Annotated in this window: 11 protein-coding genes; 10 read left to right on the top strand and 1 reads right to left on the bottom strand. The window is 45.6% G+C overall.

What is annotated here, in order from left to right; all coding sequences use genetic code 11:
• The first annotated feature begins 312 nt into the window (after positions 1–312).
• The 8 genes from E5329_RS01175 to E5329_RS01140 all read left to right on the top strand — a co-directional run bounded on the left by E5329_RS01175 (position 313) and on the right by E5329_RS01140 (position 12,439).
• Entirely contained in the window at positions 313–1,662 is a 1,350-nt protein-coding gene (locus tag E5329_RS01175) for a substrate-binding domain-containing protein (RefSeq protein ID WP_135987742.1), read from the top strand.
• Between the two features lie 137 nt (positions 1,663–1,799).
• The gene (locus tag E5329_RS01170; RefSeq protein WP_135987741.1) at positions 1,800–3,308 is read left to right on the top strand and encodes a sugar ABC transporter ATP-binding protein; all 1,509 of its coding nucleotides are present in this window, start codon (positions 1,800–1,802) and stop codon (positions 3,306–3,308) included.
• Between the two features lie 15 nt (positions 3,309–3,323).
• Positions 3,324–4,970, top strand: a complete 1,647-nt coding sequence (locus tag E5329_RS01165; RefSeq protein ID WP_135987740.1) for an ABC transporter permease subunit — start codon at positions 3,324–3,326, stop codon at positions 4,968–4,970.
• 232 nt (positions 4,971–5,202) lie between these two features.
• On the top strand, positions 5,203–6,807 hold the full coding sequence (locus E5329_RS01160) for a response regulator (RefSeq protein WP_135987739.1): 1,605 nt from the start codon (positions 5,203–5,205) through the stop codon (positions 6,805–6,807).
• Positions 6,788–8,686, top strand: coding sequence for a sensor histidine kinase (locus E5329_RS01155; protein ID WP_275442897.1), 1,899 nt, complete (start codon positions 6,788–6,790; stop codon positions 8,684–8,686). Before E5329_RS01160 ends, E5329_RS01155 begins: the two co-directional genes overlap by 20 nt.
• Positions 8,673–9,647 (top strand): sugar ABC transporter substrate-binding protein, encoded by a 975-nt coding sequence (locus E5329_RS01150; RefSeq protein ID WP_135987737.1) that lies wholly within the window; start codon positions 8,673–8,675, stop codon positions 9,645–9,647. The genes E5329_RS01155 and E5329_RS01150 overlap by 14 nt, the downstream gene beginning before the upstream one ends.
• Before the next feature lie 59 nt (positions 9,648–9,706).
• Positions 9,707–10,738, top strand: coding sequence for a galactose ABC transporter substrate-binding protein (locus E5329_RS01145; RefSeq protein ID WP_135987758.1), 1,032 nt, complete (start codon positions 9,707–9,709; stop codon positions 10,736–10,738).
• A gap of 294 nt (positions 10,739–11,032) precedes the next feature.
• A complete protein-coding gene (locus E5329_RS01140; protein WP_135987736.1) occupies positions 11,033–12,439 on the top strand; it encodes a sodium-dependent transporter in 1,407 nt (468 codons plus the stop codon).
• Between the two features lie 139 nt (positions 12,440–12,578).
• Here E5329_RS01140 and E5329_RS01135 read toward each other — a convergent pair whose 3' ends face one another.
• Complete coding sequence (locus E5329_RS01135; RefSeq protein WP_135987735.1) at positions 12,579–13,358, bottom strand: HAD family hydrolase; 780 nt, start codon at positions 13,356–13,358, stop codon at positions 12,579–12,581.
• Positions 13,359–13,614: 256 nt separating this feature from the next.
• Between E5329_RS01135 and E5329_RS01130 the strand changes: the two genes are divergently transcribed.
• Together E5329_RS01130 and E5329_RS01125 are read left to right on the top strand one after the other, a co-directional pair.
• Positions 13,615–14,319 (top strand): LytR/AlgR family response regulator transcription factor, encoded by a 705-nt coding sequence (locus tag E5329_RS01130; protein ID WP_135987734.1) that lies wholly within the window; start codon positions 13,615–13,617, stop codon positions 14,317–14,319.
• A gap of 26 nt (positions 14,320–14,345) precedes the next feature.
• Entirely contained in the window at positions 14,346–15,650 is a 1,305-nt protein-coding gene (locus E5329_RS01125; RefSeq protein WP_135987733.1) for a sensor histidine kinase, read from the top strand.
• The last annotated feature ends 70 nt before the right edge of the window (positions 15,651–15,720 follow it).

Genomic DNA, 15,720 nt, shown 5'->3' with positions numbered 1-15,720 from the left:
CTTTCGTGAAAAAGAGCGAAAGTATGATAAAATCATCTGTTCTTATAAGAGTCCTGAAATATCTTGTCCAACAAAAGGGCTATCATTTATAAAAGTTGTAAACTGGTGTATTATAAGTATTTATGGTTATTTGTTGTCGTTGCTGTAAAAATATTAAATAATTTGAAAAATATTGTTACTTGTGACGAATCAAACATAATAAAAATTTCAATGTTGAGTGAAAAATATTCTATTCTTTCTCGCTTATTCATGGTCTATACTGTCAATACCAACAAAAGTGCGAACAGCGCAGGAGGAAAGGAGATATTCATTATGAAAAAGAAATTTGTTTCAGTAACTTTGGCATTGGCCCTTGGGCTTTCTCTTACAGCATGCGGAAACAACGGAGGCGGCAATGCTCCGGCAGATAACACTGGACAGAAAGAAGACAGCCAGGAGCCTGCAGCAGATGCCGACGGCGGAGAAGACGCCGGTACAGAAGATGCAGGAGCAACCGGAGATGCTGCAAATAAAGATAAGCCCCTGGTATGGTTTAACCGTCAGCCTTCCAACAGCTCCACAGGAGAACTGGATATGACAGCTTTGAACTTCAATGCCAATACATATTATGTAGGATTTGATGCAAATCAGGGGGCAGAACTTCAGGGAACGATGGTAAAGGAATATATTGAAGCTCATATTGATGAGATTGACCGTAACGGCGACGGCACCATCGGATATGTTTTGGCAATCGGCGATATCGGACATAATGATTCTATCGCACGTACCAGAGGCGTTCGTAAGGCTCTTGGAACCGGAGTGGACAAGGACGGCAATATCAACAGCGATCCTGCAGGCACCAATACAGACGGAACAGCAGCTATGGTACAGGACGGCGAAATTGAAGTTGGCGGCAAGAAATATGTGGTTCGCGAACTGGCTTCCCAGGAAATGAAGAACTCTGCAGGAGCTACCTGGGATGCAGCTACAGCAGGAAATGCAATTGGAACATGGTCTTCTTCCTTTGGCGATCAGATTGACGTTGTAGTTTCCAATAATGACGGTATGGGAATGTCCATGTTCAATGCATGGTCAAAAGATAACAATGTTCCTACCTTCGGCTATGATGCAAACAGCGATGCAGTTGCAGCCATTGCAGAAGGATACGGTGGAACCATCAGCCAGCATGCAGACGTACAGGCGTACCTGACACTGAGAGTTCTCCGCAATGCTTTGGACGGAGTTGACATTGATACAGGAATTGGAACCGCAGACGAAGCAGGCAATGTCCTGACTGAAGATGTATATGTATACAGAGAAGAAGAGCGTTCTTATTACGCATTGAACGTAGCGGTTACTTCTGACAATTATCAGGACTTTACAGATTCTACCAAGATTTATGAGCCAGTATCAAACCAGCTTGAGGAAGGCTCTCATGCAGTTAAGAAAGTTTGGCTGAACATCTATAATGCTTCCGACAACTTCTTAAGCTCTACTTATCAGCCGTTGCTTCAGAATTATGATGATATTCTGAATCTTGAAGTTGAGTACATCGGCGGTGACGGACAGACTGAGTCTAACGTTACAAACCGTCTTGGAAATCCAAGCCAGTATGATGCATTTGCCATCAACATGGTTAAGACAGATAATGCAGCTTCCTACACATCTTTGCTTAGCCAGTAAGCGGTAATGATTTCTAGCTGTGAAAGCGGGCTGCCAGGAAGGAATTCTTTCTGGCAGCCCTTCCTTATAGCAGCTTTTTGGCGTGAGGCGGCCAGCAGCTATTGTAACTATCAATTATGCATACAGGAGTAATAAAAATGGCAGATAAGAAAGATAATACTGTCTTATCGATACGGGGCATGAGCAAATCCTTTGGCCGGAACCGTGTGCTTGACCACATTAATCTGGATGTTAAGCGCGGCACGGTAATGGGGCTGATGGGTGAAAACGGTGCAGGAAAATCAACAATGATGAAATGTCTGTTTGGAACTTACCAGAAGGATGAGGGCAATATTTTTCTTGACGGCAAGGAAGTAAGTTTTTCAGGACCGAAGGATGCGCTGGAAAACGGAATTGCGATGGTGCATCAGGAATTGAACCAGTGCCTGGAGAGAAATGTCATTGACAACCTGTTCCTTGGGCGTTATCCCGTGAATTCCATGGGAATTGTGGATGAAGGCAGAATGAAAAAAGAAGCCTCAGAGCTGTTCCGGAAGCTGGGGATGACGGTAAACCTTACGCAGCCCATGCGGAATATGTCAGTATCGCAGAGACAGATGTGCGAAATTGCAAAGGCAATTTCTTATAATTCAAAAGTAATTGTATTAGATGAGCCTACTTCTTCCCTGACGGTGCAGGAAGTAGATAAGCTGTTTGAAATGATGCGGATGTTAAAATCTCAGGGAATTTCCCTGATTTACATATCCCATAAAATGGATGAGATTTTTGAGATTTGTGATGAAATATCTGTGCTCCGTGATGGTAACCTTGTTATGACAAAGAGCGCAAAAGAAACAGACATGAATGAGCTGATTGCAGCGATGGTAGGACGTTCTCTTGAGAACCGATTCCCGCCGGTGGACAATACGCCGAAGGATGTGATTTTGTCCATTCAGAACCTGTCTACAAAATTCGAACCTCATTTGCAGGATATCACCTTTGATGTGAAAGAGGGAGAAATCTTTGGGCTGTACGGTCTGGTAGGAGCCGGACGGACGGAGCTTCTGGAAACTATTTTCGGAATCCGCACCAGAGCGGCCGGAAGGGTGTATTTTAAAAACCGTCTGATGAATTTCAGCAGTGCCTTAGAAGCCATGGAGCACGGGTTTGCCCTGATTACAGAGGAGCGAAAGGCCAACGGACTGTTCTTAAAAGGCAACTTGATTTTCAATACCACCATTGCAAACCTGCCTGAATATAAATCCGGCATTGCCCTTGACCAGCAGAAAATGACTAAGGCAACCGCAAATGAAATTAAAGTAATGCATACCAAGTGTATGGGTCCGGAGGACATGATTGCGAACCTTTCCGGCGGAAATCAGCAGAAGGTGATTTTTGGAAAATGGTTAGAGCGCGGCCCGCAGATTTTTATGATGGACGAACCCACGAGAGGAATTGATGTAGGCGCAAAATATGAGATTTACGAACTGATTATCAATATGGCGAAACAGGGAAAGACCATTCTAGTGGTTTCCTCTGAGATGCCGGAAATCCTGGGAATTACCAATCGGATCGGCGTAATGTCCAACGGACATCTTTCCGGGATTGTCAATACGAAAGAGACGAATCAGGAAGAACTCTTAAGGCTCAGCGCCAAATACCTGTAGGGAGGCAGAAGGAATATGGATAATAAAATTCTTACGGCTGAGCAGGAAATGAAGCTGCGTAAGCCAATTGATGATCGTGTCGGGGCAATTCAGAAGGATATCGACAGTTTAAGAGCGGACGGCACGAATAAGGTTCTCTCTATTCAGAATGAGATTGACAGCGTAAAGAGAGACCGTATTTATACAAAAGCAGAGAAGGATGCGGCAATTGCCAGATATCAGACGGAATTAGAACAGGCTAAGGCAGTTGAGGCAAAGAATAAGGATCAGGTTGCAAAGTTGATCTCTGAGGCAGAGGAGTTTTTGAAGGCAAACTATGATAAAGACTATTTTCAGCCTGTAAAAGAAAGCTGCGAGAGAGAAAAAGCTTTTGTAAAAGAGAAATATAGCAAAGAAGTGGAACGGCTGGAAAAAGAGCACAGGGAGGCGCTGGCAAAGCTTTCCGATCATAATGAAATAAAAGATGAGAAATATGTGCATAAGAACCGCTTGTTTGCTGCCAAGATGGAGCTGGAAAAGGAACTTCAGCAGATCAAGGACAGGAAGCATGCAGCTTTTGCCCACAGATATCATCTGATTGACATGCTGCGTATGTCTAAGTTTACCTTTATGGAGACAAGAACACAGAAGTGGGAGAATTATAAATATACCTTTAACCGCAGATCATTCTTTTTACAGAACGGACTCTACATTGTTATTGTGCTGATTTTTGTGGCGTTGTGTATTATTACTCCTATTGTAAAGAATACGCCGCTGCTTACCTATAATAATGTTTTGAACATTTTGCAGCAGGCTTCGCCTCGAATGTTCCTTGCTCTTGGAGTTGCAGGCCTGATTTTACTTACTGGTACAGACCTTTCCATCGGGCGTATGGTCGGTATGGGTATGACGACGGCTACCATTATTATGCACCAGGGGATTAATACCGGTGGAGTGTTTGGGCACGTATTTGATTTTACAGGGCTTCCGATTATTGTGCGTGTGGTTCTGGCGCTAGTGGTATGTATTTTCTTATGTACCTGTTTTACATCCCTGGCTGGATTTTTTACCGCAAAATTCAAGATGCATCCCTTTATTTCAACAATGGCAAACATGCTGATGATTTTCGGTATTATCACTTATGCTACCAAGGGAGTGTCCTTTGGAGCCATTGAGCCTGTGATTCCAAACATGATTATCCCTAAGGTCAATGGATTCCCAACCATTATCCTCTGGGCAGTGGCGGCAATCGCAATTATCTGGTTTATCTGGAATAAGACCACATTTGGTAAGAACCTGTACGCAGTGGGCGGGAATCCGGAAGCGGCTTCGGTTTCTGGTATTTCCGTATTCAAGGTAACCATGGGGGCATTTATGCTGGCAGGCGTTTTGTACGGCTTCGGTTCCTGGCTGGAATGTGCAAGAATGGTTGGTTCCGGTTCTGCAGCTTATGGGCAGGGCTGGGATATGGACGCTATTGCAGCCTGCGTAGTGGGCGGCGTTTCCTTTACCGGCGGTATTGGAAAGATATCCGGCGTGGTAGTAGGCGTGCTGATTTTTACGGCCCTCACATATTCTCTTACGATTCTTGGAATTGACACAAATCTTCAGTTTGTATTTGAAGGAATTATCATTATTTCAGCAGTAACTCTTGACTGTCTGAAATATGTGCAGAAAAAATAAGAATGAATGCAAAAGAGCCGGGCGATAGTCCGGCTTTTTTGAGCTTCTCAGAACGTGTTTGAAACTTTGGGAGATGTGATGAAACCGGCCGTTCTAAGGGCGTAAAGCTGCGTGTCTGGAAAAACAGGAACATTTACTTTTTATGCTGTTTTTGCTATAATTTAGATAATGCGATGGTCAGAGGAATTATGATCAACAAACAATAAAGCGGATTTGGGGGGAAGATAAGGATATGTATACGGTGCTTTTAGTGGACGATGAGGAAGAAGTTATACAGGTGATTATGCGAAAAATCAACTGGGAAGAGTTGGGATTTTCCGTAATTGGATCTGCAGGAAACGGAGTGAAGGCTCTGGAACTGGTGGAAGAATTTCAGCCGGATGTGGTGGTGACGGATATTAAAATGCCTTATATGGACGGCCTGGAACTGTCAAACCGCGTGAAATCTGAGTTCCCGGCTACCAAGATTCTGTTGTTCACAGGGTTTGATGAGTTTGAGTATGCCAAAGAGGCCGTTCATCTGGAGGTGGAGGAATATATTCTAAAGCCTGTGAATTCTGCGGAATTGAAATCTGTGTTCTCCCAGTTGAAAATGAAGCTGGATCAGGAAATCAGTGAGAAGCGCAATGTGGAAACTCTGCAGAAATATTATCTGGAATCGCTGCCTCTTCTGCGTGCTGATTTTTATTCCGGACTGATTGAAGGAAGAGTCCATGAGGACGAGATTTCCAGATACCTGTCAGATTGCCAGGTATCCTTCCCGGGTCCGTTGTTTGACTGCCTTGTGATCCATACCTCCTCCAGCCAGGAAGCAGGAGATATGGACCCGCTGCTGCTGTCTGCTTCTGTGCGGGAACAGGCCAAAGAACGGCTGCGGGAAAAATGGCAGGCCAAAAGCTTTGCTTACCTTGGGAACACGGTTTTTATTGTGCAGCTTCAAAATGAAAACCAGGTCTGGGAGCTGACGGATGAATGCGACAGGTTCTGCAGATATGCCAGACGGATGCTGGGGGCTGTGGTTACGTTGGGAATCGGCCAGGTCTGCGGCAGCATTCTGGAGCTGCCCCGGTCTTACAGCAGTGCCAGGGAGGCTGTTTCTTATCGGGCGGTTTATGGCGCTTCCAGGGCAATCAATATGAAGGAAATTGTTCCTCAGAAAATGGATAGAGACGTTATATCCTGCGAGAAACAGCTGTCGGATTTGTTTCGCATGATACGGGTGGGTTCTGAGGAGGAGATTACAGAAGCGGCAGGCAGGTATCTTCACCATATTGCAATTGCAGATAAATCCCTGCAGCAGCACTGTCTGGAGCGGATGGAGCTTTTGAATATGCTGCTTCGTTTTTCAGCTAATAACGGCATTTCGATGGGAGAGGATATGGAGGATATGGGGAAGCTGTACAGCAGCATTCTGGATATGGAGCCGGATGCTTTTCGAAGCTGGATTTTGAAGGTCAGCCTTTCTTTTCGGGAACAGCTAATCCGTGTGCGGAGCAATTCTACGGAATCCCTTGTAACCGGGGCTAAGGAGTATGTGCAGAATAATTATGGGGATGCAAAGCTTTCCCTGGACGATATCTGTGCAGCTTTGGGAGTGTCAAATTCTTACTTTTCCACGGTGTTTAAGAAGGAAACTGGCAGTTCCTTTATTGGATATTTAACGGATTACCGTTTGGATCGGGCGGCCCGCCTGCTGATTGAAACCAATGAGAAAAGTTATATGATAGCCGGACGGGTAGGATATTCTGATCCAAATTATTTCAGCTATGTGTTTAAAAAGCGGTTTGGGGCTTCCCCATCCAAATACAGAACGGAGCATGCAAAGAGTGAGGAATAAGTATTTCAGGTTCCTGAAAAAACCGGAACTTCAGGGCATTCAATCTATGATTATGGCGGTGTTTTCCGTGATATCCTTTTCTCTTCTGCTGATTTTGGGATTTGTAATGTATGGCCGGTTTTCTGCTTCGGCCCGCCAGGAAATTATTTCCGGCACGCAGAAGCTGATTGAGCAGGCAGGGGAAAACCTGGAGGATTATCTGGTCAGTATGCGGAGAGTATCGGATTCCATTTATTATAATGTAATCAAAGAAAATGATTTTTCCAGGCAGAGCCAGGATATTCAGCAGGGAATGAATCTTTTGTATGCGGCAAACCGAGAAAATCTCCGCAGCATTGCCGTATATAATGAATATGGAAGCCTGCTGGCGGCAGAGCCGGTAGTTCTGCAGAAAGAAGACCCCAATATAACCAAACAGGGCTGGTATGAAAAGGCGCTGGAGGAGATGGAAAATATGCATTTTTCTACGCCGCACATCCAGAATTTATTTGACGACGGGGCACTTCGGTATTATTGGGTGATTTCCTTAAGCCGTGTGGTGGAGCTTACAGACAATGGAGTTCCCCGGTCTGGCGTGCTGTTGGTGGACATGGATTATTCCGGCATTGAGCGGATGATGAAGCAGATCAATGAGTCCGGCAATGGGCAGTATTTTTACCTGTGCGACAGCAACGGGCAGATTATCTATCATACCCGCCAGATTCAGATCAGCAATGGCATTGGCAGTGAAAACAGCGGGCAGGCGGCCAGATATAAGGACGGCGTGTATGATGAGTATTTTGAGGGTGAACGCCGGAAGGTGATTGTTAATACCATCAGCTATACCGGATGGAAGCTGGTGGGCGTGATTCCTTATTCCGCCTTTACTTACGGGATGTTTAACCTTCGATATTTTTTCGGCATTTTTATGCTGTTTATGGCGATGATGCTGGCATTTGTAAACCGGATTGTCTCCGTCAGAATTTCCAGCCCTATTTTAAAGCTGAATGCTTCTGTTGTGGGATATGAGGCTGGGGAAACGCCGGAAATATACATTGGCGGTTCCAGGGAAATCCGGCATCTGGGCTATTCTATTCAGACTTCCTACGAGCAGATTGATAAGCTGATGAAGGAGATTGTCAGGGAGCAGAACGAGCGGAGAAAAAGCGAGCTGGATGCTTTACAGAGCCAGATTAACCCGCATTTTCTCTACAATACCCTGGACTCTATTATCTGGATGGTGGAGGATGAACGGAATGAAGAGGCTTCCTTTATGATTTCCGAACTGGCAAGGCTGTTTCGGATCAGTCTCTCCAAAGGGCGCACCATTATTACGATTAAAGATGAGCTTCAGCATGCAAAAAGCTATATGAATATTCAGAAAATTCGTTACAAAAATGCGTTTTCCATGGAGTTTGACATAGATCCGGCGATTCTTTCCTGCTGTACAGTAAAATTAATTTTACAGCCTATCCTCGAAAACGCCATTAATTACGGAGTGGCAGGCTTGGAGGATGCAGGGGAAATTCGGATAACCGGACGGCTTGAGAAGGGGATGGTTCTTTTGTCAGTAAAAGATAACGGCATGGGAATGACCAGGGAGGCCGCCAGTTTGGTTTTGACAGAAAGCACCCGTAAACAGCGGCATGGTTCCGGGGTTGGTCTTGTCAATGTCGACAAACGCATCCGGATTTTATTTGGAAAAGAATATGGCCTTACGGTTGTCAGCGAGCCGGATGAGGGAACAGAGGTTACCATCCGCATTCCGGCAGTGGCCTTTACAGAGGAAAACAGAAAAGTTCTTGAAAAGGGAAATCTGCCAGGCAGACAAGGAACAGAGAAAGTTCCTGAAAAGGGGGATCTGCCAGGCAGACAGGAGTTAGGCGATGAAGGATCATAAAAAAATTTTTATTCTGGTGGAATCCATATTGGCAGTAATGCTGATTGGACTGGTCATCCGCATGTTCTGGGAAAAGAGTGGAGAAAGCCGCTACAAGATTGCCGTAATCATCCAGAATTCGGACAGCAGCCAGTGGGCTTCCTTTAAATACGGACTTAAGATGGCGGCAGAGGATCAGAATATTGAACTGTCTGTCGTCAGTACGGGAGGAACGTTTACCCTGGAGGAGGAACAGGATCTGCTGGAAGCTGAGATCAGCAATGGGGCTGACGCTCTGATTGTCCAGCCAGTTCCGGGCCGGGAGGCGGAAGAGATGTTAAGGAAGATGGAGAAAAAGGTTCCCGTTATGCTTGCAGTGTGCGCAGCCAGCCGGGAGACAGAGGATTCCACTCTGCCGGTAACGGGGCCTGATAATTACGCCATAGGAAAAAGCCTGGCGGAAGAATTATGGAAGGATTACGGCGGCAACATAGAGGGAAAGTTTTTTGGGATTATTGCGGGAGAGGACGGCTCTCAGGCTTTGGCCAGCCGGGAAAGAGGGCTAAGGGAGGTATTGGAAAGCAGAGGGGCCAAGATTCGCTGGTCTGTGTCCGGCGTTCATGCAGAGGATTGGGAGCAGTCTCTGAAAAGCCTTTCAAAAGTGGAGGTTGTAGTTGCGTTGGATGACAGAAGCCTGGCGGCGGCCGGGAAATCTTCGGCTGCCAATGATCTTCATGGGGCATTGGTGTATGGCATTGGGAATTCTACAGAGGCCGTCTACTATCTGGATACGGATAGGGTGCAGTGCCTGATTGTGCCGGATGGGTTTCATATGGGTTATCAGAGCCTGACAGAGCTTGCAGAGAATCTGGGGCGTTATTTCCATCAGATTCAGAGTCAGGAGGTTTCTTACACGGTGCTGCGCAGGGAAGATTTATTTACAGAAAAGAATCAGGAGCTATTGTTTACCATGAGCCAATAAGTAAGACAGGGAATGGCTGATTTGGTTTCCAGCCTGAGACGGCAGAATGGAGTTATATGATGAAGATTAAAAGATACATGGCAGTTGGAATAGTATCTTGTATGCTGTTATTGTTTTTTTGCGGCTGCGGCAAACAGCAGCCTAAGGTTTCGGAGAAAATACAGGTGGGCGTAGCCTTTTATAATCAGGGCGATACCTTTCTGGGGGAACTGGTCGCCTGTCTGAAGCAGCAGTTTGAGAAATTTGGGAACAGCGGCCTTGAAATTACCGTTATGGTGCGGGATGCGGCAGGTTCCCAGCGCACCCAGGACGATCAGGTTGAGGAGCTGATTGGCATGAAGTGCAATGTTCTCTGTGTGAATCTGGTGGATCGGGCAGATCCGTCAGAAATTATTGATTTGGCAAGAAAGAACGATGTGCCCATCATATTTTTTAACCGGGAGCCGGTGGCGGAGGATATGATGCAGTGGGAGAAGCTTTACTATGTGGGAGCGGACGCCCAGCAGTCCGGAGAAATGCAGGGGGAGCTGGCGGTGGATGTAATCGCCGGGAATCAGCAGATTGACAAGAACCGGGACGGCAAAATCCAATATGTGGTGCTGGAAGGTGAGGCGGGGCATCAGGATGCCATTATCCGAACAGAAAGTGCAGTGGATACTCTGAAAAGCAGCGGGATTGTCCTTGAAAAATTAGGCGCAGGAATAGCCAACTGGGATCGTGCCCAGGCCCAGAACCGGATGCAGCAGCTTCTCAGCCAATATCCCAATCAGATTGAAATGGTGCTGGCAAACAATGACGCCATGGCGTTAGGCGCTGTTGACGCTTATGAAAAGCTGAATTACACGGAAGGGGCGATGCCGGTATTTTTCGGCATTGACGGAACAGAGGCCGGGCTGGAAGCGGTCATTGACAGAAAGGTTGCGGCCACTGTCTACAATGACAAGGAGGGACAGGCGCTGGCAATGGCAAAACTGGCGGTTGGCGCTGTAACAGGAGCCGGGCTGGAAACGCTTGCCTTTGAGAATGAGAAATATATCTATCTGCCTTATCAGAAGGTTACAGAGGATAATGTGAGGGAGTTTCTGTATTAGAAGGATATTCCGTCTCTGCGCTTTTTCAACAGAGCTTCAGATGTAGGTTTCAAAGAAAAGGGCTGGATCTTTCTCTGCCAGCCTTCTTGAATTGCCATCGTCTATTGCTTCCTGAAAATGAGTAAAATAAAGTGTGAATTTATTTTACCCGTTTTTAAACGCCATGTCCAGGAGTCAGATTTTTTTGGAAAAATTTCAAAGAAAAGGTTTGAAATAGGGCTGTCCTATAGTATAATAGGAACAGTTTATTGAATTTACAAGGAAGGAAAAGGGATTCGTTTCCCGGAGGAGAACATGGAAAAGGAAAAAAACAGACATTCATTTTCAGGCTCAATAGGTTTTGTGCTTGCGGCAGCAGGCAGTGCGGTAGGATTAGGAAACATTTGGCGGTTTCCGTATCTGGCGGCGAAGGACGGCGGCGGACTGTTTCTGGTTATTTATCTGATCTTAGCCCTGACCTTTGGATTTACGCTGCTGACTACAGAAATTGCCATAGGAAGAAAGACGAAGCAGAGTCCTTTGACAGCCTATGGAAAACTGAAGGAAAAGTGGGGATTTCTGGGCATACTGGCATGTCTGGTTCCAGTGATTATCATGCCTTATTACAGCGTCATCGGCGGCTGGGTTGTGAAATATCTGCTGGCATATCTGACTGGGCAGGGCGCAAGCGCGGCGGCAGACGGATATTTTACAGGATATATCACAGGAACAGCGGAGCCGCTGATATTTATGGTTGTGTTCCTGCTGGTTGTGGCAGTTATTATATACCGGGGCGTGAACCATGGAATTGAGTCATTTTCAAAGGTACTGATGCCGCTGCTGCTTCTGATGGTAGTGGGAATCGCTGCTTTTTCCCTGACCATTCATGCGACGGATGAATCGGGAGTTACCAGAAGCGGATTGGAAGGATTCTGGATTTATGTGATTCCAAGCTTTAAAGGATTGACGGTTAAGGGATTTTTCACAGTGCTTCTGGATGCCATGGGGCAGTTATTTTTCAGTCTCAGTGTGGCGATGGGCATTATGATTGCATATGGCTCCTATGTGAAAGATGACGCCAATCTGGTAAAATCCATCAACCAGATTGAAATTTTTGATACGGCAGTTGCATTTCTGGCAGGAGTTATGATTATTCCGGCCGTGTATACGTTTATGGGAAGAGAGGGAATGGAAGCCTCCGGCCCCAGCTTGATGTTTGTATCATTGCCTAAGGTATTTTCTTCCATGGGCAGGATTGGAAATCTGATTGGCGCACTGTTTTTTGCCATGGTATTGTTTGCGGCTCTGACAAGCGCGGTATCGGTGATGGAAGCGGTAGTGTCCAGTTTCATGGATCAGTTTCATATGTCCAGGGCCAAAGCCACGGTCTTAGAAGCGCTCATTGCACTGGCCGGCGGCGTGCTGGTGTGTCTTGGTTATAATAAGCTGTATTTTGACATTGTGCTGCCCAACGGAGCTCATGCCCAGGTGCTGGATATTATGGATTACATCAGCAATAACTGCCTGATGCCTTTGGTGGCTATTGGAACCTGTATCCTGATTGGATGGGTGGTAACGCCAAAGACGATTATTGAGGAAGCGGAAAAGACAGGATGCAAATTCGGCAGAAAGCAGCTTTATATTGTTATGATACGTTTTATTGCGCCGGCGCTTCTGGTAATTTTACTGCTGAAGTCCATTGGAATTCTGACAATTATTTAGGCAGCTTTGAAAGACAACAAAAACATATAATCTGGAGCAAGGAGATTGGTTTTTGTGCATTGCTCCGGCGGTTAAATATTGCAGTCCAAATAACGATCTTCTGCCCTATTTAACTGCTGGAGCAATAAGAAAACAATGTTCAGGCGCGCTCCAGCAATTCTTTTATCACCTCTGCAGCAGATTCTGTTACACAATCTGCATAATCCGCCACGCCTGGGGCGGCGGTTTTCATCGCATAGCCGGTGCCTGCAAACCGGAGCATATCAATATCATTGTACTGATCCCCGAACGCAATGCCGTTTTCTGGCGGAATGTTAAGATGTTTTAAAAGTCCGGCAAGGGCAGTTCCTTTATCAGCCCCCGGCGCAAGGAAATCCACCCATATTTTTCCGGCGGTGACTACCCGGATTTCCTGGGAAAACCGTTCCTTTAGAAAGGGAAACAGCCTGTCAGTGCCGTTAAAGTCACAGATGGCAAGCTTTAAGAAAGGCTCCGTTACCTGACGCAGATCCTCCACAACTGCAATATCATTGTGGATTACGTTTCTCATGTGATTGAGGAAGGCCTCATTGCCTGAGTCAGTGTAGTGGCGGGATTCGCAGGAAAGCAGGATACTGCATTGGCCGTATTCATGCCCGGCGTTTATAATGTTAAGGCCCAGATCCCGTTCAATCAGACCCCGGGAAATTACCTGCCCCTGGTGGATGCAGAGAGAGCCGTTTTCTGAAATATAAGAGATTTCATTTTTGACAGGTTCAAACAGGAGGCGCATGCTTTGATATTGTCTTCCGCTTGCAGCGATAAAACGGATTCCTTTTTCTTTCAGCCGCAATATCAGGTCAAAGATTTCCGGGTTCATATTCTGGCCGCCGTCTGGCAGCAGCGTTCCGTCCAGGTCGCTTGCGATGTATTGAATCATAATTATTCTCCTTTGCTGTAAATTTCAGCCACTATTATAATACAAAAGAGAAAGGAATGGAAGAAATAAAATGAATGGGCTGGAAATAAAGTTTCAGGCTTGCCATTCGAAAAGTATAGATGTTTTGATGCTTTTCGTTTATAATATAGCTGTTATACGCAAGGGCATGCTTTTTGAAAATTGATATGGTTGGGCAAACAACCGAGGAGATCAATTCATTGCATTTGCAGATAAACAGGAAAGTTCAGGTGATAATGTGATTCGTATTGCAGTCTGTGATGATGAAAAATATATGTGTGACGCCATCAGTTCCATGGCGTCTGGCTTTTTTGGCAGAAAAAATATGGAGACGGCAATCCTGCAGTTTTCCAGCGGTGAGGAGCTATTGGAATGTGACAAAAGAATTGATATTTTATTCCTCGATATTCAGATGAAGGATATGGATGGCATGGAAGCGGCAAGGAGGCTGCGGGAGCGCAGGTTTAAAGGTTTTCTGATATTTATTACTGTTCTGCGGGAGATGGTGTTTCAGTCTTTTGAAGTGCAGGCGTATGATTATCTGGTAAAGCCTGTAGAAGAGGGGCAATTTGAAAAAACAATGGAACGTCTTTTGGTTTCCATGCAAAGTGCCAAAGAAGCGAATTTGCTGGTGCAGAAAGGACACGAAAGCCGCATTATCTCGCTGGAAGATATTGTGTACTGTGAAATCATTGACAGAAAGATCTACCTGCATCTGGCGTCGGCGGAGGTGGTGGATTTTTATGACCGGATTGAAAATCTGGAAACCAGGCTGGACAGCAGGTTTTTCCGGTGCCACAGAAGCTATTTAATCAATTTGAGGTATTTGAAAACATATAAGAACAAGGTGGCGTACATGGAAGGAGGGAAAGAAATACCGGTGTCGCGGCTGCGGAGCAAGGAATTTTCCAATGTGATACTGCAGTATATGAAAAATATGTAAATACAGGATGCAAAGCGGGGAATATTATGGATTTTTTTAATGTATATATTATGGGCAGCGTTCAGATGCTTGTGGGCTTTCATTTTTTTGTCAGACTGCTGCAAAAGAACATAAAGATTTATTACTATGGAGTGTTTGCGGCAGGGGCGCTTTTTGTAATTCAATTTGTTAAGGCAGGCAGAATGGCGGATTTTGGGGCGTTTGTCCTGCTGCTGACAGTGAGCGGAATTTGGATCTGTCATGCAGATTGGAAATCTTCTGTGCTGTATGCGGCGCTGACTGTTGAGATTATGCATCTCAGTTACGGAATTGTGAATTCCCTTCAGGGAATGCTGTATCCCCTGGCGTATCCCTTTCACCCAAAGCTGGTGGGCATTGCGTTTATGGTGCTGGGAAATGCGGCGTTGCTGCTGGCGGCGGTTTGTTACCGTATGGTGTGCCGGTATTTTTCCTATTATGAAACCATCAAAAAGCAGTATGTGCTTATGATTTTAATTCCTGTGCTTACGATATTTCTGATGGGAGAGTATATCACTTCCATTATTTACGGCCTGGGAGTTACAAACAGCAGTGAAATTATGATAAATATCAATTACTTTCAGATATTGGGAATCCAGCTTCTCGGAATGGCAAGCCTGTTCTGCGTGATGTTTGCTTATAAGAAACTGCTGCAGAATTTTCACCTTACTACGGAATTGTCGCTGCTGGAACAGGAGGAACATTCACTGAATCAGTATGTGGAGGAGGCAAAGGCAAATTATGATAAAACAAAATCCTTCCGACATGATATTAAGAATCATATTACTGTGGTAAAAGAGCTTTTGCAGGGAGGAAAACCAGAACAGGCATTAGATTATATTGGAGATATGGAGGATATGACAGAAGAATTGTCTTTTCCCTGCAGCACGAATAACCCTGTGGCGGACATTCTGCTGGGAAATAAGCTGGGGATTGCGGAAAGTATGGGAATTGACGTTTGCTGTTCGCTGCTGCTGCCGTATCCCTGTTTGGTGCGTGACATTGATTTTTGCATTATTTTGTCAAATGCGTTGGATAATGCAATCCATGCCTGCAGAGATATGGATGACGGCGCCAGAAAATATATTCGTGTGTCAGGCCGTATCCAGGGAGATTTTATTTTACTGGAAATAGAGAACAGCTTTCAGGGAAAGGGATTGTTCCGGACAGGAACAGGCCTGTCGAACGTCAAGGCGATAGCTGAAAAATATCATGGCGCAGTGAGCGTGAAGACACAGGGGACGGAATTTATGCTCAGTGTGCTTCTTATCATTCCACAGCATTCAGAGAGCATCTCACGGCAAATGGGTTGATTGGCGGATATGGACAGTCGAAAAAGGTTCTGGAGGGCAGAGCTTTTAAAATTGCACTTCAAAATAAACT

The organism is Petralouisia muris, from assembly GCF_004793545.1.
GTDB classification, from domain to species: Bacteria; Bacillota; Clostridia; order Lachnospirales; family Lachnospiraceae; genus Petralouisia; species Petralouisia muris.
The sequence above is the reverse complement of the archived record's forward strand: the minus strand, read 5'-3'. Positions and strand labels throughout refer to the sequence as shown.

Bases quoted from the DNA above. Each gene is read 5' to 3' on its own strand.
- E5329_RS01175 (WP_135987742.1), top strand. From the start codon at position 313: ATGAAAAAGAAATTTGTTTCAGTAACTTTGGCATTGGCCCTTGGGCTT.
- E5329_RS01170 (WP_135987741.1), top strand. From the start codon at position 1,800: ATGGCAGATAAGAAAGATAATACTGTCTTATCGATACGGGGCATGAGC.
- E5329_RS01165 (WP_135987740.1), top strand. From the start codon at position 3,324: ATGGATAATAAAATTCTTACGGCTGAGCAGGAAATGAAGCTGCGTAAG.
- E5329_RS01160 (WP_135987739.1), top strand. From the start codon at position 5,203: ATGTATACGGTGCTTTTAGTGGACGATGAGGAAGAAGTTATACAGGTG.
- E5329_RS01155 (WP_275442897.1), top strand. From the start codon at position 6,788: ATGCAAAGAGTGAGGAATAAGTATTTCAGGTTCCTGAAAAAACCGGAA.
- E5329_RS01150 (WP_135987737.1), top strand. From the start codon at position 8,673: ATGAAGGATCATAAAAAAATTTTTATTCTGGTGGAATCCATATTGGCA.
- E5329_RS01145 (WP_135987758.1), top strand. From the start codon at position 9,707: ATGAAGATTAAAAGATACATGGCAGTTGGAATAGTATCTTGTATGCTG.
- E5329_RS01140 (WP_135987736.1), top strand. From the start codon at position 11,033: ATGGAAAAGGAAAAAAACAGACATTCATTTTCAGGCTCAATAGGTTTT.
- E5329_RS01135 (WP_135987735.1), bottom strand. From the start codon at position 13,358: ATGATTCAATACATCGCAAGCGACCTGGACGGAACGCTGCTGCCAGAC.
- E5329_RS01125 (WP_135987733.1), top strand. From the start codon at position 14,346: ATGGATTTTTTTAATGTATATATTATGGGCAGCGTTCAGATGCTTGTG.